Source organism: Flexithrix dorotheae DSM 6795, assembly GCF_000379765.1.
Taxonomy (GTDB): Bacteria; Bacteroidota; Bacteroidia; order Cytophagales; family Flammeovirgaceae; genus Flexithrix; species Flexithrix dorotheae.
In genome coordinates, this window is sequence record NZ_KB903432.1 from 23598 (window position 1) to 45782 (window position 22185).

Annotated in this window: 4 protein-coding genes; 1 reads left to right on the top strand and 3 read right to left on the bottom strand. The window is 36.5% G+C overall.

Annotated elements, in window-relative coordinates:
* Window positions 1-362: 362 nt before the first annotated feature.
* Window positions 363-9254 (top strand): Tc toxin subunit A-related protein, encoded by an 8892-nt coding sequence (locus A3EM_RS0107480; protein WP_020527569.1) that lies wholly within the window; start codon window positions 363-365, stop codon window positions 9252-9254.
* Between the two features lie 24 nt (window positions 9255-9278).
* Here the strand turns inward: A3EM_RS0107480 and A3EM_RS0107485 are convergent, their stop codons facing one another.
* The 3 genes from A3EM_RS0107485 to treS all read right to left on the bottom strand — a co-directional run bounded on the left by A3EM_RS0107485 (window position 9279) and on the right by treS (window position 21870).
* Window positions 9279-16565: a SpvB/TcaC N-terminal domain-containing protein gene (locus tag A3EM_RS0107485; protein WP_020527570.1), complete on the bottom strand. Its 7287-nt coding sequence runs from the start codon at window positions 16563-16565 to the stop codon at window positions 9279-9281.
* A 371-nt stretch (window positions 16566-16936) separates the two neighbouring features.
* Window positions 16937-18217, bottom strand: coding sequence for a peptidase MATCAP family protein (locus tag A3EM_RS0107490; RefSeq protein WP_020527571.1), 1281 nt, complete (start codon window positions 18215-18217; stop codon window positions 16937-16939).
* A gap of 296 nt (window positions 18218-18513) precedes the next feature.
* The gene (treS, locus tag A3EM_RS0107495; RefSeq protein ID WP_020527572.1) at window positions 18514-21870 is read right to left on the bottom strand and encodes a maltose alpha-D-glucosyltransferase; all 3357 of its coding nucleotides are present in this window, start codon (window positions 21868-21870) and stop codon (window positions 18514-18516) included.
* Between the last annotated feature and the right edge of the window lie 315 nt (window positions 21871-22185).

Sequence of the window (22185 nt, forward strand, 5' to 3'; positions counted from 1 at the left end):
TCAGGTATGAAATCAAAAAAACATGCCCATTGAAACTTGCCTCTACTTAACATAAATGAATTTATTATCAAAATTATATTATTAAAATATTCATGTATTTCTTGGGTTAGGAGTTAATTTGTGTTTCCTGGACAATTTTATAAATTAGTCTTCCTACATTTTTCTAATGCCATGTGATTATTTACCCCTAAGCTTGAAAAAACAGCACTATTTTTTTAAAAATTATAATCCTAAAGTTTTAGCAAAAAAATATCATTATAAACAGAACACTACCGGTTTTTTTTTATCTTGAGAATGGTTATCCTAATTCAATAATTAACAGAAGATGGTTCATTTGAACCTAAATTAAAAAATCAGTAAATATGGATTACGAAATAAGCATCCTGGCGATAAAGGAAAACAAAACTGAAGTTGCCAAGGTATTGATGGGAACTCCATTCAATTTGAGTAAAGATAAAGCCAAGGTTCTAATTCAAAATGGTGGCATTGTTTACAAAGGCAAAAACAAGCTTATCTCTACTAAAATTTTAGACAAATTAAAAAGCTTGGGAGTCACCGCAAAATTATCGTTGTCCAACACATCTAACAAAGTACAGAGCAAAGATGGAACATTCAAAATTTCAGGAAAAATAGTCAATTCTGCAAAATTACCCTTAGAAGGTTTGCAGATAAAATTATTCCACAAAGCTATTGGTTCACTAACCCTTCTTTCAAAAACAGAAACTGACTATAATGGGGAATACTCCATTGAAATTGATTTAGACAAAACTTCCATCATTAATAAGGAAAATATTAATGTTATTATTAAAGCGTATCAAAATAATATTGAAAAAGAGGAACATATCGGTATAAGCCAAATGAAAAAGGTTACTGGTAAAAATGAAAAAATTGACCTGGAAATTTCCTTAAAAAAGAATCAGACACCCTCTACCTATAATATTCTATCTGCACAATTAGAAAAATATAATTTAGATACTCTGACTACGACTGCCACAAATAATGATGTGAAATTAATAGCTGTAGAAACTAACCTTCAGGGCAATCTTATCAGGGATTTTTTAAGAGCAAGACTGATTGGTAAATCCCTCAGCCAGCAAAATGAGGATGAGATTGAAAAAATCAGCAAGTTGTGTTTTGCTTGTATTGCAGGGGGTGTAAAACCCAACCTTCAGGCTTTTTTAGGGTTAAGAGATGCAAAAATAAAACATCTTTTAGCTAAAGCAGAAGAATCACATAACCTTCAATTTGAGAATAATGAGGATCTAATCAATCTCTTCAGAACCAGAAGGGTCCCTCATATTGTTCAAAACGCCAGGGTTTTAAGTGACTACCTTAAAGTTAGAAATGTAACTCAAAAATCTTTCGAAACATTCCTGAATTCATATTTAAAGTCTGGTTTGCCAGGAGGAATTGTGGTGGATGAACTAATGAAACAAGGAACACTTAAGGACAAGGAAGGAAAATCTTTGAAAGATTCCTTATTGCTTTTTGAGTTTGCCTATTCACAGCCAAAGTTGCTCAATGGTATTGAAAAAGATTTTGGGATAAAACTAATAAAGGACCTGGCTAAATTGACAGAGAATCAATGGTTAAAATCCATAAAAAAATATATAGAGTTACCTAATAAATCCATTCCTGAGGATACTTATTTGAAAATCGCCTCTAGTATTTCAAGGTCAATTGAAAAAACCTTTTCAACAGAAGTTTTCTTCCAAAACTTGACGAAAGATAATAACCTGAAAATCCCACTTGTTCAAAAGTGGTTAAATACAAACGAAACATTTGATTTTTCAAAGAGTTCACTGGAGGAATACTGGAGAGCAAATGAGATAAAAGTAGCTCCCAAAGAAAAGGAATTGTTGGAAAAAACTGAAAGGCTCTTTCATTTGGCACCTGTTAACCAGAGATACAATTCTTTTAAGGCACTTTGGCTTGGAAATTACGAAAATGCCGATTCAGTTTTACAAGGAGGAAGGGGGAAATTTAATGTGAATATGAAATCACAGGGGCTGAATCTAGAGGAGGCTGCTAATATTTACAAAAATGCACAACACCAGCAATCAGTAGGCTTGTTCGGACTCTCCTTGGCAAAGGTAAATACTGAAAAAGAAACTCCAAGCACCAATTCTCCTGTTAAAATAGAACCTACCTTAGCGGCCTTATTTGGTGATAAAGGAAGTAGTGGATGTGAACATTGTATTTCAGCTTTTAGTCCATCCGCCTACCTCATTGATATGCTCCGATTTTTGGAAAGGGCTAACACTTCACCAAATCTTCAGGGAAAAACTGGATTACAATTATTATTCGAAAGGAGACCTGATATTAATAATCTGAGGCTGGATTGTGAAAATTCTCATACTCCCTTACCTTTTATAGATTTGGTAAATGAGCTTTTGGAACATGTGGTAGCCACAAGTTCCTTAGTTTTTAAAATACCGGATGCTTGGTTGATCGAAAGTAGTCTTGCCCTTCAAACCACATGGACTACAGAAGAATTGGCAGCCCATCCTGAATACTTACAGGTGGAAGCTTACAATAAGTTAAGACTGACGACCGCACCTTGGGGATTGCCCTACAATTTATGGGCAGATGAAGTACGAACTTATTTAAAACAACTAGGCACAGACCGAACTGAACTAATGGCCCTTTTAAGGCCTGATAACAACCCATTAAAACTTTTGGAAGTAGCTGCAGAAAGACTTGGATTGGATGCTGCTGAGGTGCTGATTGTTATTAATCCGGCAAGTAATACTGCAAAGAGGACCTTAATATGGCAAACAGGAAATCCTGCTGTGGACTTAAAAAACATCCGGAAATTTATAAAAAGGACTTCTTTGAATTTCGATAAAATTACTGAAGTATTTTCCAGTAATTTTGTCAACCCAAATGCCAGAACTTTGATACCGGAGGACTTAAGTGATTTGGATAGTGCAGAATTTCAGTTCATCAGTGCAGATAATAGCAGCCTGCTAGATCGCTTTCATAGGTTCGTAAGGATAATCAATAAAACTAACTGGCATGTAGGAGAACTGGATGCAGCTTTGCAAAATATTTCGAAAAGTGCGAAACTGGATATAGAGACCTTTTCCAACCTGGGTATTGTGGCGGAAATGAATCAAAAATTTAATATTCCAATAGATGAAATAGCTTCATGGTTCGGAAATCTTTACAGTACCAATTTTAAAAATAAACAGTCCATATACCATAAAAACTTTGCCCTGAACAGTATAAATTCAACCCCAACTGAAAATGGATTAAACTTAATTGAGGATGTTTTCGGGATAAAAGGAAATGGAATAACTGCAGAAATGACTGTGGTGGACCTGGTAGATCAAAACAACCGATGGCTTGCTAAGTACTCTACTGATGGGATTGGAAATAAGGTTTGGGAACTACATCCAGACATTGCGATGAGCGTAATGGCAGGATGTAATATCAACTCCGATGAACTGTTAGCAATCATTTCTTCTGAAATGCTTCCTGAGTTAAATGATGAAATATTACTGAATATTGCAAACTTATCAGAGATATTCAGGCAGGCATCTATGGCAAGAGCTTTACATATTTCGGTGGCTGAAATACTCAAATGGCAAAAATTAATCGGATATCCACTAGGCCCTTCCCGAACTCAAATGCCCGGCCCGATTGGTACCCTATTCTATTTACTCCTCATCGATTTGCATATTAGCGGAGGGATAACTGCTGACCTTCTGCTTTATACTATCCAAGGCATAAGTGATGAAGATGCAGGATTGGAATTAACAGAGGAAGACTTAGATGAACTCATTTCAAAAATAAAGGACCAGATAATTGTTGAACAATCAACTTATAACCAGGAAAATACTACCGGAATAATTGAAATAGAAGGAATTGTCTATCAAATATTACAGGAAAATTTGGGTTTGGATGAGGGGCAAGTAGAAGAACTGATCAAGGCCAGACCAGCAAATATGCTGGAAATCACCGAATTATTGGTCTCTTCTGAGTTTCTAAATGATGAATCGAATGCTCAGGAATCTGTTGAAGAAGCATTGTTACTTTTATTCAAACAGGCCAGCCTGATACAGGCAATTCATCTCAATGCCGAAGAAATCGCATTTACACAAGACTTTCATGCTGAATTGAACTTACTAGACTTTTCTACCTTGGGTAATGCCAATTTACTGAAATGGTACAACCTGTTTTTACTCAAACAAATACAAACCGAAATAAACTCAGATACCGATGATATATATGCTGTTTTGGCAGCTGTTATCAATAATGAAATAGATGAGGAAGGGATTCATGAACGGATGTCCAATTTATTTGGAATCAATATGTCTGATTTTAGTGTGCTGGTTTCAACAAATGTACTAAATATGATTTACCCCTCTGGCTACCTAAATATGTCTCTGCTTCACAGGTTAAAAAAAGCATGCAATCATTTAAAACATTTAGGTATTGAAGGTAACCAACTGCTAAAATTGGCAGAACCTATAACCAGTATTGATGCGGCAAATATTACAAAAACTGCAGTAAGAAAACATTACGAACAGGCTAGCTGGTTACAGGTTTCTGAAAAATTGAGAGGCGAAATCCGGGAAAGACAACGTGACGCTTTAGTAAATTTTGTAAGGACAAGAGGTGCTTTGGATCTTACAAATGAGCAAACATATGCTTTTTACCTAATCGATGTGGACATGGGATCCTGTTTCACTACTTCGAGAACAAAACAAGCCATTGCCTCTGTTCAACAGTTTATCCAGCGTATTTTATTAGGCCTGGAGTTTGATCCTCAAAATGGAAAGGTTTTGAGCTTTTTTAAGGAAGATGCTGCAGAGTGGAAATGGAGAAAGAACTATCGGGTATGGGAGGCAAATGTGAAGGTATTTGCCTATCCTGAAAATTGGCTTGAACCTGATCTAAGGGACAATAAAACCCCAATTTTCAAAGAATTCGAACAGGAATTGATGCAGGGAGAATTGAATCATGAATTGGCTGAAAATGCAGTACTTGGATACCTGGATAAATTGCATGAAATCTCTAATCTTGAAATTGTGAACTTTTACGATTTGCCTTTTAAAGAAGAAGTTCTCGTAGTGGCACGAACCAGTAATTTTCCCCACAAATATTATTTGCGAAAATGGTTAAATAAGGAAGTTTGGACTCCGTGGACAAAGATTGATGCAGAAATTGAATCTGAGCAGGTACTCTTGGGTGTTTATAGTGGGGAACTATATTTATGTTGGCCATCATTCAATGAGCAGCTTGATGAAGAAGGGTATGAAAGCAGTACCATCCATGAGGAGATATCATTATTAGAAGATGAAATAGTTAAAATTGATGACGATATTGATGCACTTAATGGAAAAATTGAGGACTATGATGACCTGGTAGATAATACGCTCATCGGTACCTATGTGAGTTCTATGATTGAAGATTTCGAAGTGAAAATCCAGGAACTTGAAAGAGATAAAGCTAATGTTGATTTACAATTAGCAGAGAAAAGAAGGGAACAGGAAGCCATAAAACAAAAATTTACCTATCAGGAAATAGAACTGAACTGGATGACCCAAAGGAATGAGGCATGGAGTGGGAAACAACTTTCTAAGGGATTCCTGCTGGGTGAAAAAGATGTTACGGCATTTGAATACAGGTTTACGGTAAGTGCCAATAGTATTAGGTTGAAAATTAATGTTTATGCCAGTGAGGTCTCTTATCATTCCGTATCAGATTTTCCACAAAGAAGAGAAGACCAGCTTATTGGTTATTTTATATTAGATAATTGTACTGGGGAAATGAGAGCTGCCCAAAGTTTAGGAACACAAACAGACCAATGGGAATTCTTTGATAACAGTGCACAAATCAACACTCATCATCATATAAAGTTAGTAGAGGAATATACCGATAACAATCTTCCATTTGGATTACATGATGGAAATTTGTTGCTGGAAGAGATTCCATCAAATGTCTTGGCAGGCATTACCGATTGTAAGGAAGGTTCTGAAAATGAGTGCTTTTTTATTGCGGATAAACATCGTACATTTTTCTTCCGTGAATCAATTACTTCATTGGAAACCAATTCATTACAAGACCTTAAACACCTTCAGGAATTGGTATTAGAACAAGAGCATATTCAAAAAGAAACACATTACCAGAAGAGGAGTATTCCCACCAAAAAAAGAGAGGCAAAAGAGGTTCAACCTGGATTATTAGATGAATTTGAAATAGGGAAAGATATAAATATTAATGAATTAAATTTTCCGGAAGCATCTTTTCCAATTGGCAAAGTAAATGTAAAATATGAAGTAAGCGAACATTACCATGCTTACGCATGTGCCTTCACCAGGCAGGTAAGGCGGTTTGGAATAGAAGGATTATACGATCCGGATCCAAATATCCAGGGAACAAGGGATGCCAATGATTTGGTCAGACAAAAAACAGATACGCAACCTGTCTTTAACTTTGACACCACCTATAAGCCAAACCGTCAGATTGTGGTTGGTGAACCAAGGGAAGTCATTGATTTTTCCTACGGAAGTGCCTACGAGCAATACAATTGGGAAATTTTCTTTCATATCCCTATGATGATTGCAACCAGGCTAACACAAAACCAAAAGTTTGATGAAGCACAAAAATGGTTTCATTTCATTTTTGATCCAACTTCTAAAGACGGCATTGGTATGGAACGCTACTGGAAGATCAAACCCTTTTATTTTGCTCAACTTTGGGGCGCTTCCTACGAGGATTTGGAAGAACAGTTAGAAAGGGTAGACGATACGGAAGGAATGAATCTGGAAACGATGATCAATGAGTGGGAAGCCAATCCATTTCAGCCTTATGCTATTTCCCGGTTCAGAATAGTAGCCTTTATGCGGATGACGGTCATGAAATACCTGGATAATTTGATTGCCTGGGGAGATCGTTTGTTTAGGCAAGACACGATGGAATCAATCAATGAAGCCACACAATTATATATTTTAGCATCCAATATTTTAGGGGAGCCTCCACTAATAGTTGACAATAAAAATAAGGCTAATTTTAAAACAGTTTCAGAACTATTGAATGGTCAATTCTCCCTGGCGGCCTTGGGAAACAGTCTGAATCAACATAATTCCGATTCCTCCTTAAACGGAGCTCAGGGAATCTTAGGAGTATTGGGGCAGTTTTGCCTTCCCTTCAATGATTACATTTTGGACTATTGGGATATAGTTGGAGACAGACTTTTTAAAATCAGGAATTGTCTCAACATAGATGGCGTATTCAGAAAGCTACCGCTGTTCCAACCTCCAATTGATCCGGCATTACTTGTAAATGCAGCAGCTTCTGGGGTAGATATTGCCTCCGTAACAGGTAGCCTTTTAGCCCCATTACCTCATTACCGGTTTAATGTAGTTTTCCAAAAGAGCATTGAATTAATTGAAAATACAAAGTATTTAGGCAATCAACTCTTAGGAATAATGGAGAAAAAAGATGCAGAGACACTTTCATTAATGAAGGCTGAGCAGGAAAAAGAAATGCTCAGCTTAAGTGTTAAACTGAAAAAAGAGGCCATAAAAGAATTAAAAAACCAAAAAGACAGTCTTGAGCAGAATAAGAAAACAGTAGAAATTCGAGTACATTTTTATAAGAACAGGCAATATATGAATATAGGGGAGAACCTGGATCTAACCTTAAGGACATACAGCTGGTACCTCAGGACTTTGTCACAAATTACTGAGGCAAGCAGTGTTCCCTTGTCCTTTATCCCCAGAATCACAGCAGGGGTGGCAGGTATAGCTTCTCCCGTCACCCTTTCTACTTTTCTGGAACCCCAAACACCTGTTAAAACAGGTGCCAAGGTTTTAAGTATTTTTGCCGATTTTACCCAGACTGCTGCAGGAATGGCACAGACTATGGGTCAATACGGAAGGAGAAAAGAAGAGTGGGATCATCAAACAGAAGTGGCTGAATCTGAGATAAAACAGATAGAAAAGCAACTGGCTGGTATTGATATTAAAATTGCCATGGCCGAACATGAACTGAGTAATCATGAAAGACGGATTGAACTGGCGGAAGAATCCACAGCATTTTTAAAAGATAAATTTACAAATGAGACCCTCTACAATTGGATGCTTTCACAAATGTCTTCTGTTTATTTCCAAACTTACCAATTGGCTTTCGAAATGGCTAAAAGGGCAGAAATGTGTTATAAACATGAACTGGGAATAGACCAGGTTTCCTTTGTGAAATTTGGTTATTGGGACAGTTTAAAAAAGGGTCTTTTAGCTGGTGAAAAATTATTGCTGGACGCCAGGAGGATGGAAGTGAGTTATATGGAAAACAATATCCGAGAGTATGAGATTAGTAAAAATATTTCTTTGGCTTTGCTTGATCCACTTGCCATTTTAAACCTCAGGCTCACAGGTTCCTGTGAATTTGAAGTCCCCGAAATACTCTTTGATATGGATTATCCGGGACATTTCTTTAGAAGGATTAAGTCAGTGAGTATCAGTATTCCTTGTGTGACAGGACCTTTTACTTCTATTAATGCCAAGCTCACCATGTTAAACAACAAATACCGAAAGGAAGTGGATTTGAGTTCTCAATACGAAGAAAATATCAATAATGATGAACGGTTTGTCTATGAAGTAGATGCCATAAAAGCCATCGCTGTTAGCCAGGCACAGCAGGATAGTGGAGTATTTGACTTAAATTTCAGGGATGAAAGATATCTGCCATTTGAGCGAGCCGGGGCAATAAGCCGATGGCGTTTGGAATTAGCCACCGAGATAAAGCAATTTAATTATGAAACAATTACGGATGTGGTTGTTGGCTTAAATTACACTGCACGAGAAGGTGGTGAGCCATTAAAAAGTGCGGCAAATACCGGATTGACACAACGACTGGAATTTATACAGCAAGACCTTGGTTTCACCGGGCTTTTTCTTTTAATTGATGTGAGAAAGGATTTGCCAAATCTCTGGCATTTGCTCATAAACAAGCAAAATGCTAAGGCAACCGTAGAAAAAAGAAGACTCCCCTACCTGACTCAGTCTTTTAACAACCTTTCCATTGAATCCGTCACTATATTGGTAAAAACCAAAGATGGCCAAAGCAGTTTTTCCTTAAATGTGGATCAAAATCCTGTGCCACTTGCTTTAGCCAGTGATTTACCGATGTTACAAGGCCAATACACCGATATTGATTTTGATACGCCTTTTTCATTAAGTATTTCACAAGCTGATAGTGAAAACTTAGCCGATTTGATGTTACTGGTAAATTATAAGCTTTGATCAAAAACATATTGACCTAAAACTTTATAAACCATAAAACTTTATAGGTTCTTTTCGGTCCATACCAATTCTTTTTAAATAATCCTCTTCAGACTCAGTCATTTGTATATAAGCGGCTGCAGGAACTGCCACAACCAGAGACAGTATACCTCCCTCCAGGGCAATTGCAGGATTATAATATACCAAAGCAGATATTTTACCAGTCACATAACTTTCACCATATAATTTTGCTAAGCCCATAAAATCTCCCTTTTGAAGGGCTATCAATTCTTCTGGGGCAAAAGCTTCATACATGGTTTTTTCTCCTGAATAAACTTCGTAAGCACCGAACCCTAATGATAATCCGGATAATATTTTTCCGGGAATACCAGGGACTGTCATTCCTCTTTGTGAAGATTTTCTTTTCATCCTTGGCTTAGGTTCAATTTTTTCGCTTTCACTTATATGTTCGATACTTGCCTTACTAGATCCGGTTGCTTTGGCAATTTCTTCAGTCTTCATTCCTGGTATTACCATATGACCTAAGGTATGAGTTCCCTCAGGTACTAATTTTCTCCAAATAGTATATGCTGAAACTTTAAATGAGGTTTTCTCAAGTTTTCCAGTAACTAATTTACCATCCTTATCTAGGTGTTTATAGGTACGTGAATCGGAATCCATGTCTACTTCCCCCTTTTCAGCAATTTGAATGGCTGCTTCTTTTTGCCTCCCTGTTAACTCAGTTGAACCGGATAATTTAGTTTCATTTACTACAACGGTATCATCATTAAAAAATACTACTTTATCTGCTGAAGTATAAGTTCCATGTTTTGGTGTACTTAACCTTACCTCAGATGCATAGCCTTTGATATGTCCATCTAAGACTGCCTGATCCAACATTTCATTTGTAACATTTTCCCAATCATTTCCCTCCTGAACTTTAATTAACCAATCAGGTCTACTTGAAGAAGTTCCTTTTATATCTACAAGTTTCAAAGGATTGTTTCTTACAAATACATACAAATTCAACCCATCCACCGTACCTGCCGGATCGGGGTTTAGCCATCTGCCCATCCAGGGTGCATAGTACCTGGCTCCATAATAATAAAGCCCGGTTGTGTTATCTCTTTCTTTTCCCGTATAGCGGTATTCCTTCAATTTTACTTCTGCTAAACTACTTCCTGTGGTATAGGCAGTACCTCCAAAGGGATAATATTCCTCATATGATATGAGATGCCCCTGAGCATCCACCTCCATACTAGCCGATCCTAAATGGTTTCCTAGCTGGTAATGAATTTTATGACTGGCTACTGAAACTGAGTTATCGTTAGAATTATCCCAATAATGTACCAATGCAATGCGCTTTTCTCCATCTGTAATATGAATAGTACTTCGATGTTCTTTTAGTTGCTGGTTATTCCCCTGATATTTCCTTTTAAGTTCTAAACCTCCCAAATAAATCTTTTCCTCTTTCCAAAGCAAATCCCCATTGCGATTGTAAGTCTCCTTTATTTTTCTAATTCTTTGGCCTGAAGCATCGTACACATAATATTCAGCATCGCTTATATTGAGAGGATTACCATTTTCATCTTCTATTTGTCTTTCTATAATTGTAGCAGAGGCAATGTTATTCCTATAATTCCAATCAATGCCGGCCAAATGTTCCAGGCTATTAAGATTTCCGGCAGCATCAAAATTTTCTTCCATTGGAATACTACTATCCATTTCATCAGTAATACAGCGATTACTTGTAGGTGAAGCAGTTATATTTCTGGTATATGAATTATTACCTGTATGTTGAATTTTTATAAGGTTTCCACTTTCATCATAAGTGAAATTCTGGTTGAAATTACCCAACCCGTTGGCATCATTGATATGCACAAACTGGCTACTATTTAAAACATCAGCATATTGCTGGTGGGTATTTTTGGTTAATCCCAGGTGTTCTCTACCTGTGGCTTGTGTTAACTGGTAAAGCGCATCATAAACGTAATTCATGGTGGCATCAACCTGCTGACCTGCATTAAACACCTGAGTATGGCTGATATCAGAAATCTGTACAAGGTTTCCTACCGGATCATAAATATACTGGATATCCTGAAGCATCGCCTGGCCTCCGTTTTCTTGCGGTCTTTGAGTCAGCAATTTGGTCAACCTGAAATTCTTCTCATCATAGTAATAGGAAGTTCTTACTCCGTTCCCATAAATAATTTGGCTTCTTTGTCCCTTGGCATCATAGGAAATATCATTGACAAAGTTTGTTGGTAAATTCGTAGATTCTTCGCCAAAAATATTTCCCCTCAATTTTACTTCAACACTTTTTAACCAGCCAATATCATGATATTTGGGAATGTGGACGCTTCCATCTGGTAAAATTGATTTTATTATTTTCCCTAAAGCATCATATTCCATTTTGCTATAATATACTTCTGGTTCCATATCTACCTGATCGAAATGAGCCCAATCAGGTTCCTTTTTATATTGGCTGCAAAGCTGTTGAGTTGAATGAAGCAATTGACCTTTGAAATTGAAAAGTAAATTTTCTGATTTCCCGGACTGATCATAAGACACTATAACCTGACCATTTTGATTTTTTGATTTATCATTTCCATAAATAATTTTCTGGGCAAGAATATTTAAATCAGGACCTTCCACCAGCGTTTCTAATGGACGATGAAGCGTATCATAAAGAATCTTAGTCTGATAATCTCTGGCATTCCAAAAATATAGTGGATTCCCCTTAGCATTTATCAGATTGTAGGTAACTCCCGCATCGCTGCTATTGGTGCTTAGCACATTACCCAATAAATCGTAGGTATATTTAAAATTATATATTTTTTCAGTTTCATTCCTGCCTTTATTGGCCACAAATTGTCTTGGGTCTGTTAGTGTAAGGGGATTACCGAGCGTATCAAATTCTGTATAATTTATGAATGGTTCACCATCTTCCTCTTTTATCTGTTCTACACAAAATTCCCGACCAAGGGAATCCAAAATTACTTTTAAAGGGGTATTATAGTGTGGTATAGCTTTGTTTAAAGCAATTCTTTTGGGGTCATTAGCTGGTAATAATATTCCTTCCAGGTAGGCCTTGGAATCTAAAATGGTATCATTTTGATCGAAATGAGTTACCTCCCAGGAGTCAATTGTTATTTTGGAATGAAAACCATCCGGTGATTCTGTTTTAATAAGTCTCCCCAAAGGATCATAATGAAAAACAGGTGTAACGCCTACTGGCCCGATTTCATGCTCAGATTGAAATAGATAAGTATCTGAAAAGAATGGCTCATATTGTTTTACAGGTTTTTCCTTATTGTTGTAAATCGTTCTGCCTGAAACCAGCCATTTATTTTCACTGTGTTTGATCTTGTTTTGCAATGCTCTTCCAAAACCATCTGTATACCCAAGGCTAATTTGTATTTGGGAAATTTCCTCATTTGGATTATCACTTTTATGTATTTCTCTCTGTAATTGTATAAAGTGTGGAGGAAGATGCCCATTTTCCCAATTTTCCAGGTGGTAATAAAAATAGGAAGTAGCCCCTTGTAAATAAACATTTGGATTATCAATGATATCCTCCAAAGAAGGAACAGGTATAGGTTGATAAAGGTTGATCGGGTCATCCCCTTTTTGTATACCTTCTTCTGTACCATATGTTGTGGTTGCTACCACCATTCCCAACTCGTTGGTTAAGGTTTCAGATACATTATCATTTATATCTGTAATTTTATTCAGGGATAGCGTACGATAATTAATTTCTCCTATTACCTTGTTTTGTAAGGCATCTACAGTTTCTTTTACAGTCAAATAATATTCATCATAGCCAATTGAAGATACATTTCCAAAAACATCCTCACTCTTATTGGGTAGGTAAAAACCTGAGGCATCCAGATAATCTATCTTATCTGAACTTACCCACCAATGGTCATCTTTCAATTGATAACCGGATTCTTGCAATAGGGCGTCATTAACTTTTCCATTATAAGCTAAGCCTGCCCAATGGTTACTCATTACCATAGTTTCCTGATGATCCGTAAGGGCCAAATGCCTAAGGTTTCCTTCTTTATAGGTAAAGATTTTAGCACCCATTATTTTGGCCTGTACACCGCTTGTAAAAATCTCATGGTGCAAAAGTACATTTGGGTTATCCAGTATATTTTCTAATTGTGAGAAAACATCCTCAAAGGCGAAAACTGCATCTAACTCTAATGAGAGTCCTCCTATTTCATAGTGAGTCTGTTTTTGGACTAAACCCAACCTATAATACAAATTTACCTCATTCTCAAATTGCATTGTTTGAAGGAAAGCATGTAATTTCATCTGTTCTGGCCGGATGCCAGCTGACCCACTTTTTCTTGGATATACGACCTCCAGACTTTGTAAAGGATTGCCATATTCATCATATAATAAGCCAAATTGATGGGCTACCCGCGGGTCATCTGTATTTCTTTCTGTAGCCAAGGTAATTGTTTCCCGATTGAATGTCTGAAATACTCCATAATGATTTTCTTTTCTGGGCTGTAGTCTCCTTATGGTATAATTATTCTCCCTGATTGTATAAGGTTTACTTTCTTTTTCTGAACCGTCAAGCGAATATATTTCCTGGCGAAGTGTACGGCCTTTAATGCATCTTACGGCTTCTCTATAATCCTGATATGAAAAACCATCTGTATTTTCAATTTCACTATCTGGCAATTGATTTTCAATCCCGGAATCCTGAAAATATTCTTTTTGAAACTGTTTGGAAAATTCATGCTGATTTAAATAAGACCCCGTATGTATCCAGGTCTTTGAAAGTACCGGAGGAATATCTAGTTTATCTTCTTCCTGATAAGAATCGAACGTTTCCTGATCAATTTGGTCCACTCTTCCAAACCCCCTGAATTCTCTTTCTTCATGATCATAATATCCGTGATAATAGCAATAACTCGTATTAAGCTGAGAGGAAGATATATGGTCTTTTGTGTGAATACTTTCAATTACATGAACAGGAAAAGGCAGTTTAGTTACCCAAGGCGTTCCTTCTTCCTTAGCTTTCAGATAAAAATAGGTGGAACTTTTATAACCGAATGAGACCTCTTTACCCAAATTATTGGAATAGCCTGTCATGATATGGGGTTTCTTGCTCCCCATTAAATCGATATAGCGCATTGGATGCTCATTGGGTAAATCGGAAGACCAAACGATACAGCCAGTTCCTGTTCCCAATAAGTCAATAACAGAAAACTTCCCCCTGTTATCAACAGGCACAAAAGGAGCAATCTCTTTAGGGCTACTCCATCCATTTCCCGCTTGATTGATGTAAACTTTAAAGCGGTCTTCCTCAAGGTATATTATATCTGTGGCACCTGTACCACTAATATCAGCCAGATAAATTCGGCTGGAATGATATGTATCCGAAAAGTCAAATAAGGGAGCATTGGCCATAGAAATCTTTGAACCAAAGTTTCCATAACCCAAATTGGGCCAGTAACATATTTCTCCATTTCTAATCCTAATAATATCAGTAAGACCATCCCCTGAAAAATCAGCCAAAAAAATACTTTCACCTTCATCAGAAAAAACCATAGCAGGTCCTGTATCCTCATCAAAAGGTTTGAGGTTTTTTTTCCCTTCTGCATAACCCTTTTTCCCCATGCTTTCATACCATAAGAAAGCATTTTCTTCAGAAACCACCAATTCAGGTCGGCCATCTCCATTCAGATCTATGTATCTGGCATTTTGATTTTTCCAATCGGTATTTGGGATGTTTTCAAATGGTATAAAAGAGGCTATATCTGCCGTCACTTCGGACACCATATTTTTCATCTGGTGAAATCCTGATAGACCTGCAGACTTTATAACAATCTGTTTTTCTCCACTGGCTTCCAGGTCTTGTAAAGCCAGACGACCATTATTTAAGCCATTAATAGCAGGTTTCGTGGTGACTTGTTCTATAGGAGAAAACCTGTCTCCACTTCCCCAATTATCCCCAAGGTTTTGTTTATAATACCATGCATCACCTTGTTCAGTTAAAATCCCGGGAATTCCTTCTCCATATAAATCTACCCATTGATATCCATTTGTAAGACCAACAGGAGAATTTACTAAATGTTTTTCTGATAAATACTTAACATTGGTATCCCATTCCGGCAGTTGGTACTCAAAAGTAATAGGAGGAATAGATTTTTTTGAATAATGGCCGTCTTCTTGTTTGATGTAACCACTTTTTACAGCCGAAAAAAGATAACTCGTCTCACTCAGTAGAGTTTCCGAATTATCAAAATTAGCAGTTGTGTAATTGAGTTCCAGACTTTTCACCAGACAGGGTTTAGGATCTAATTCATTAAAATAATGAAACATTAATATCCTTTTACATAGCCTGAATGTACGAATCTCAAAGCCTGTTCTGTAAGACGAAAATGCATCCTCACGATAATCCCATTTTCTATTTATTTCTTCATCCGGGGTGGGTTTTTCTACATCATGCTCGCCATAATCAAAAACAAGTTCGAAACAAGAATCCCTTTGCAAGGGCTCAACAGGGTAAAATGCAGTTGAAGAATCTGGATAATAAGGCGTTTTATTCCCATAAATAACCCGCTTTGGGTAACAATTCGCGAAAGGTAAGTTAGCTTTAAATCTATGGGTTTCATGAAGAAGATTGGGAACATTTTCAAGGTCTTCTTTCTTGTATTCATATTGAATCCAGTTTCCCTTATTATCATAACTAAATTCTGCCAGCCATTTAAATATCTTTTTTGTCTCTGCTGGATCGGTAATTCGAGCCATTTCACTCTTTCCATAAAAAGTGACAATATTTTCACGATTGGTTACCTTCCAATAACATCCATAAAAGGCATGCTCTATTTTTTCGATTTTATCATGGCTAGTTTCGGTTCGTGGCCTGTAACGACTGACTATAAACCCATTCTCTTCTTTGATTACATGTTGCCATTCATTATTACTATCCCTTTCGAGATAGGGTTCCAGGTCCTCAATACCCGTTAATTGATAGATATCCTCATCAGTATATTTAGGAAGGGCTTTTTCTGTTTTTATCTGGATGGAAGACATATTTAACTGCCAGCCAAGTCCAAAGGGACTGTTTCCACCTCCAGAATTATACTGCAAAGCCAAATCGGGAAAGAAATTATTCCTGTTCGGACTGAGCGGAAGTGGGATGGAAATATTTGCTGTTCCGTTCAATGGATTTATGTTGAATTTTTCATCAATGCCTTTAATAGCGCCTCCTCCTTTAGGAAGATTGATGTGGGGAAGTTCCAGGTTATTTATACCATCGGATTGCTCATTGAGATGCGATAATTTTTGAGGGTTTCCATTTTTTTCCATTTCCAGATAAACAAATCATCAAGTCCTTAAGTGATCTCAATGTACTGAAAATCATGGAATTTGCCAAAGCAAGTTTTTTATTGTATTGTGATTCGGGTATGTAAGGGATAGAGAAACATAAAAAATCCTAAGGCAATTTTAAAGTGTTTATTTTACCCCGCTATTTTTTATGTTTCCTAATAATAATAATCTCCTTTCTCAAAGACTATAAAAAAACTAAAATGTTTAAAAATCTATAATGCAATGTAATTGCCTGAAAAACTAAAAAGAATTTAACTCAAAGGAGCTAAACAAGCTGAAAACCATATAAACTAATATAGAGCATACGCTAATAAGTAAAGAAATAAAACCCATAACACTTTAGAAAGAAACTAATTAATCTGGTTCACTTCCCGACTAAAATCTTCTTCACTTTCAATAAAGCGGTCAGTATCAATGTGATCTAGTTTAATGTTCGCCATAAAAGCAGAATAGGCCATTGTGGCACCAAGTCGTGTAAGATCAGTTGCCCATGTAGGCATGTATACCGGATCGACTAAAAATTGACTTTCAAAATAGGGTGCCAGGCGGATTGCATCTGCCATGGTAAGTCTTCCTGCAAATAAATATTTTACCAATTCAGGTCGATTGTCACGAATAGCGATTCTGAGAAATGTATGTACTTCTAACAGACCTTGAAGATAAACCGCATCTTTAGTAAATACCACTCCACCTTTAACGGCTCCTCCTCTGAAAATCCTCTGGGCAGATCTTACTGATTCAATTTCAGGTTGTCCTGCCTCAAGGAAAAACTTAAAAAGATCAATAAAGTCAGCACCGTCTAAGGCCATTTTCACGGCAATTACACGAAGAGCAATTCTTCTGAGTCTTGTAATGTCGATAGAGTTGGTAATGAGTTCTGCCATTACTGCTATTCCCTCTTGTGTACGTGTGGTTCGCGGTGCCCCTAGACCAAGGGATTTAAGGTTAGGTTGTTTTTTCCCATTAATTTGCGTAGCAGTATGAATATAGGCCTCATGGAATAAGAGCTGGTTTTTATCCAATTGAGAAAACATCGCACTCCCACGTACCCGAATCCGTGAGGCACCAGCCAAGGCTTTCGAAGAAATAGTGTGATCTAATAAAACCTCTACAGTGTCGTGTTCAAAAAAATCATCCACTTCCACTTTTAACCAATCCGCAAATTCTAAAGCTGTTATATCAGTTTTAGTAGGAAGTAAATGTTTGTTTCCAATTAGATTATCTGTTATCTCAAGAAAGTTCTTTGCTACCTCCACCGATGAAAATCCCTGAAATTTGTAAACCATATCGGGACGACCATAAATTTTGGTAGAGAAATGTGTGAAATCAGGGGTCCCAATTGATTCTAACATGCGGCCAGCATTGGCATAACTAAAAGCTGTTTCGGATAGAAATTTTTCAACAGGATGCTCCACATCACATTTAGCTGCGATGGTTTCAAGTGCCTCAATATTCTCCTTTACATTAGGTTTAGCTAGGTTAATATTTGGAAGTTTGGGTTGTCCCTTTTTCCAGTTGTTCAAAAATTCACCTTCTGCCTCAACAGGCCAGGTAAGTGCTTTTAATACTTTAATTTTCCTTGATGCTTTGATTAAAGTATCATCCAGTTCTTGTATTTTGGTTGTATTCATTATCAAAAATAAGTATCTGAATAAAAATTAATTGTATTCAAATGTGCTATTCGGAGTGCACTCAACTTTTTGATATTGAGATGATATTTCTCAGAATATATATGTACTAAAACACAATGTATACTAAATTAAAGTACGATATAATTTATCAAATTAGCAATAGTTTTTAATCATCTAAAATAGGAATGTGGGTTCAATTTTTAGTCTAAAAAATCTGGCTTTTGTTTTCATGCATTACGGCAAAATGGAGGGCACTTTGGATAAAAAAGTAACCTAAAGAAAATTCAACCTAAATGCTATTTTAGGCTTTCCAAATTTGTTGGCGGATCTAAAATAGATTTAATACCCAAAATTGGAATCAAAATCCTTTCAGAAGGATTTTTTAACTCAAATTCTAACTCAATAACGGCCCTTTCGAGCATAAAAACCTTCAGTATTTTTTCGAAATCTTCCTGTTTATCGGGAATAAATATGCCTTTTTCAACATTTGAAATATAAGATTCCATAAAAAACTGACTCATATAATGATACCATTTAGTCGCCCAGGGTTTGAAGAAATTTAAATTTTTCTCACGGATTTCCTCATTGGCCAGAATACCCTCATAGGCTACATGAAAGAAGGACCAAATCATACTGGCTAAATCTCTTAATGGCGACCGTTTTAACCTACGCTCACTATAACTTTTCCCATTTTCCCCTTCAAAATCTATAAAAATAAAATCTTGTCCTGTAAATAAAACCTGCTTCAAATGGAAATCACCATGAGCCCTGATTTTATTAATATCTAATTTATTCTCGTAGACTTTTTTTAGTTCGTCCAGAATTTTTTGTTTTAAAGGAAGTAAATTTTTAGCTTCCATTTGCACTATTTCGGGTGTATTCTTCAGCTTTTTATTTAAGGTCTGGAAAGTGTGTCTTATTAATTGCTGAAAAGAAGAGAACAATGATCGCTGGTAATGCAAGGAAAATTCTTCCGGACTAAAATCTGGTTTTTGATCGTCACTGGCCAACACCTGATGCAGCTCGGCAGTTCTTTTTCCCAATAGTTTCATGTTTTCCGGAAATAATACTCCAAGGAGTTCTAACATTTCAGGATCATCCAGTTGCTCAAGTGTTATTGGATTAACCAACGAACCCTTAAGCTTTATCTCAGTGGTTTCAGAATCTTTAGCCTTTAGTTGTATTCTATTAATATACCTTTTGAAAAAATCTAAAAGGTAATTCCAGGCGTCATTTTGATAGTCTACCGCTTTTTGTAACATACCAAGTACAATAGAGTCATCTTCACTGTATTCTAATTGAATTGTACCCATCAAATCCGGGATGTTTTTAAATCCTTTTTCATCCACGGCAAATCTTATGATCTCTAAATCCGGATTAATGGCCCTGTCTAACTTTCTATAAATTTTAAGATAATAATCATTATTATAGATCAATGAGGTATTAGAATGTCTGGTAGCAGTCATTCTGGCTTTCACCTCTTTATGCTTTTTTACATACTTTGATACTTTCTTTTTCTCATCAAAAAATTTAACTATTCCATTGCCTGATTTTATTTTTTTCCGCTGGGCAATGGCCTTGAAAAGGAATTCCTGAACCATTGGGTCGAATAAACCATCATATAAGTACCCTTCCATATCACCAATCATGGCTTCGGCAATAATGGCTTCCGGATGCTCCTGCAAAACCTTATTTTCATTCTTCTTTCCAAAGGCCAGACCTGTTTGATAGAAATCTGGCAGACCACTTTCAAAATTTAGTTCTAAAATGAGTAGATAGCTGAGAGAATCCTCCCGTTTTACTGGTATTTTTTCCAGTACTTTTATCCGCTCTATCTTTTTTTCCTTACTCTTGTACCAGCTACTATTGGTAAAAAAGCGCAAAAGTGCATTATCTTCAAGCCATTGCAGAGTTTCATCAGAAACTATTTCTTTTAAACTATCTAAATTAATTTCAGGTAAATCTTCCCCCTGTTCCCTACTCGTCATCTCATTTTGGAGTTGAAACCAGTGATAGGCATGAGGGCTCAAGGTGAAAAGGTAATCCTGGTTTTCCTTTATTACCGGAAACTTGTTCTTACTATAAACTTCAGTCAGGTAATAGCCAGCATAATCATTCAACTCCAACTCTGCAGCTTCAGAGTATCTTGAAAGATTAACAACCACCAAAATTATTTCATCTTCGTATGCCCGTATAAATGCTAAAACCTTTGAGTTTTCCGTATGAATAAACTCCATCGTTCCCCTACTAAAGGCTTTAAATTTTTTACGCATATTTATCATTCTTTTAGTCCACCATAATAATGATGAACCATTGGATTGCTGCATTTCCACATTCACTGATTCGAAATGATATTCGGGGTCAAGAATCATTGGCAGATAAAGTTCCTGAGGATTGGTGTGGGAAAAACCTCCGTTTCTATCAGGAGACCATTGCATGGGAGTCCGGACTCCATCTCTATCACCAAGGTAAAAATTATCACCCATACCTATTTCATCACCATAATAAATCACCGGAGTACCTGGAAGGGAATATAATAGTGTATTGATTAATTCTATTTTTTGTCTGTTATTATCCATTAAGGGAGCAAGCCTCCTTCTTAAACCTAAATTAATTTTGGCTTTAGGATTTTCTGCATACACCTTATACATGTAATCTCTTTCTTCGTCAGTAACCATCTCCAGTGTGAGTTCATCATGATTGCGTAAAAAAATGGCCCACTGGCATGTATAAGGGATATCGGGAGTTTGCTCAAAAATATCAGTAATAGGATATCGGTTTTCCATTCGCATTGCCATAAACATTCGTGGCATAATTGGGAAATGATAATTCATATGGCATTCATCACCATTACCAAAGTAGGAAGCAGAATCTTCCGGCCACATATTAGCTTCTGCCAGTAACATTTTACCAGAAAATTTTTCGTCTATATGCTGACGAAGTTTCTTCAGAAATTGATGTGTTTCAGGAAGGTTTTCACAATTTGTCCCTTCCCGCTGGTACAAATATGGTACGGCATCTAGCCTGAAACCATCAACTCCCATACCCGCCCAGTAATCAATGATTTTAAAAACCTCTTCCTGAACCTTTGGATTATCGTAATTCAGGTCAGGTTGATGATGAAAAAAACGATGCCAATAATATTGCCTGGCTATAGGATCATAAGTCCAGTTGGATGATTCGTAATCCTGAAAAATGATGCGCACACCATTGTATTTTTTAGGATCATCTGTCCAGACATAATAGTCTCTTTCAACAGAGCCTTTCGGGGATTTTCTGGCTCTCTTAAACCATGGATGTTGGTCTGATGTGTGATTGATTACTAATTCGGTAATGACTCTGATGTTTCGTTTGTGCGCTTCTTTCACAAACTTTTTAAACTGTTTTACAGTACCGTACGAAGGGTTGATTTTATAATAATCCTGAATGTCATATCCATCATCTTTAAGGGGGGAAGGATAAAATGGAAGTAACCAAATAGCTGTTACCCCCAGATCTTCCAGATAATCCAACTTACCAAGGAGACCTTCAAAATCTCCTATCCCATCGTTGTTTCCATCTATAAAAGCTTTAATATGGAGTTCGTAAATAATAGCATCTTTGTACCATAATAAATTATCATCAATTTCAGGTTGTATTTTGGATTTATTCAAGATTAAAAATCTTTTGGTGTGGAATACGAATCTTTAAATATTAGGATATAATATACATTGTCAAAAAAAACCAAAGTATTTTTCAGGGAAAGTTAAATTTATCTGGCAATATGTATTTTAAGGTTTATCCTGAAAAATTTTCATTCTACAGTTTTTAAAAAGAAATACCAGAATGAAAGACGACTACAATTTTAATGTACCCAAACTCTTTAACTGTGAATAAGTTAATTGCAGGCTTCTTAACCCAATATTTTTTATTTAGATCTGGCAAATTACTTTGTTAACTCAGGATTTGATCGATACATGAAAGTTTTC

Coding starts and splice junctions, on each gene's coding strand:
- A3EM_RS0107485 (WP_020527570.1), bottom strand. CDS start 16,565: ATGGAAAAAAATGGAAACCCTCAAAAATTATCGCATCTCAATGAGCAA.
- A3EM_RS0107480 (WP_020527569.1), top strand. CDS start 363: ATGGATTACGAAATAAGCATCCTGGCGATAAAGGAAAACAAAACTGAA.
- A3EM_RS0107490 (WP_020527571.1), bottom strand. CDS start 18,217: ATGAATACAACCAAAATACAAGAACTGGATGATACTTTAATCAAAGCA.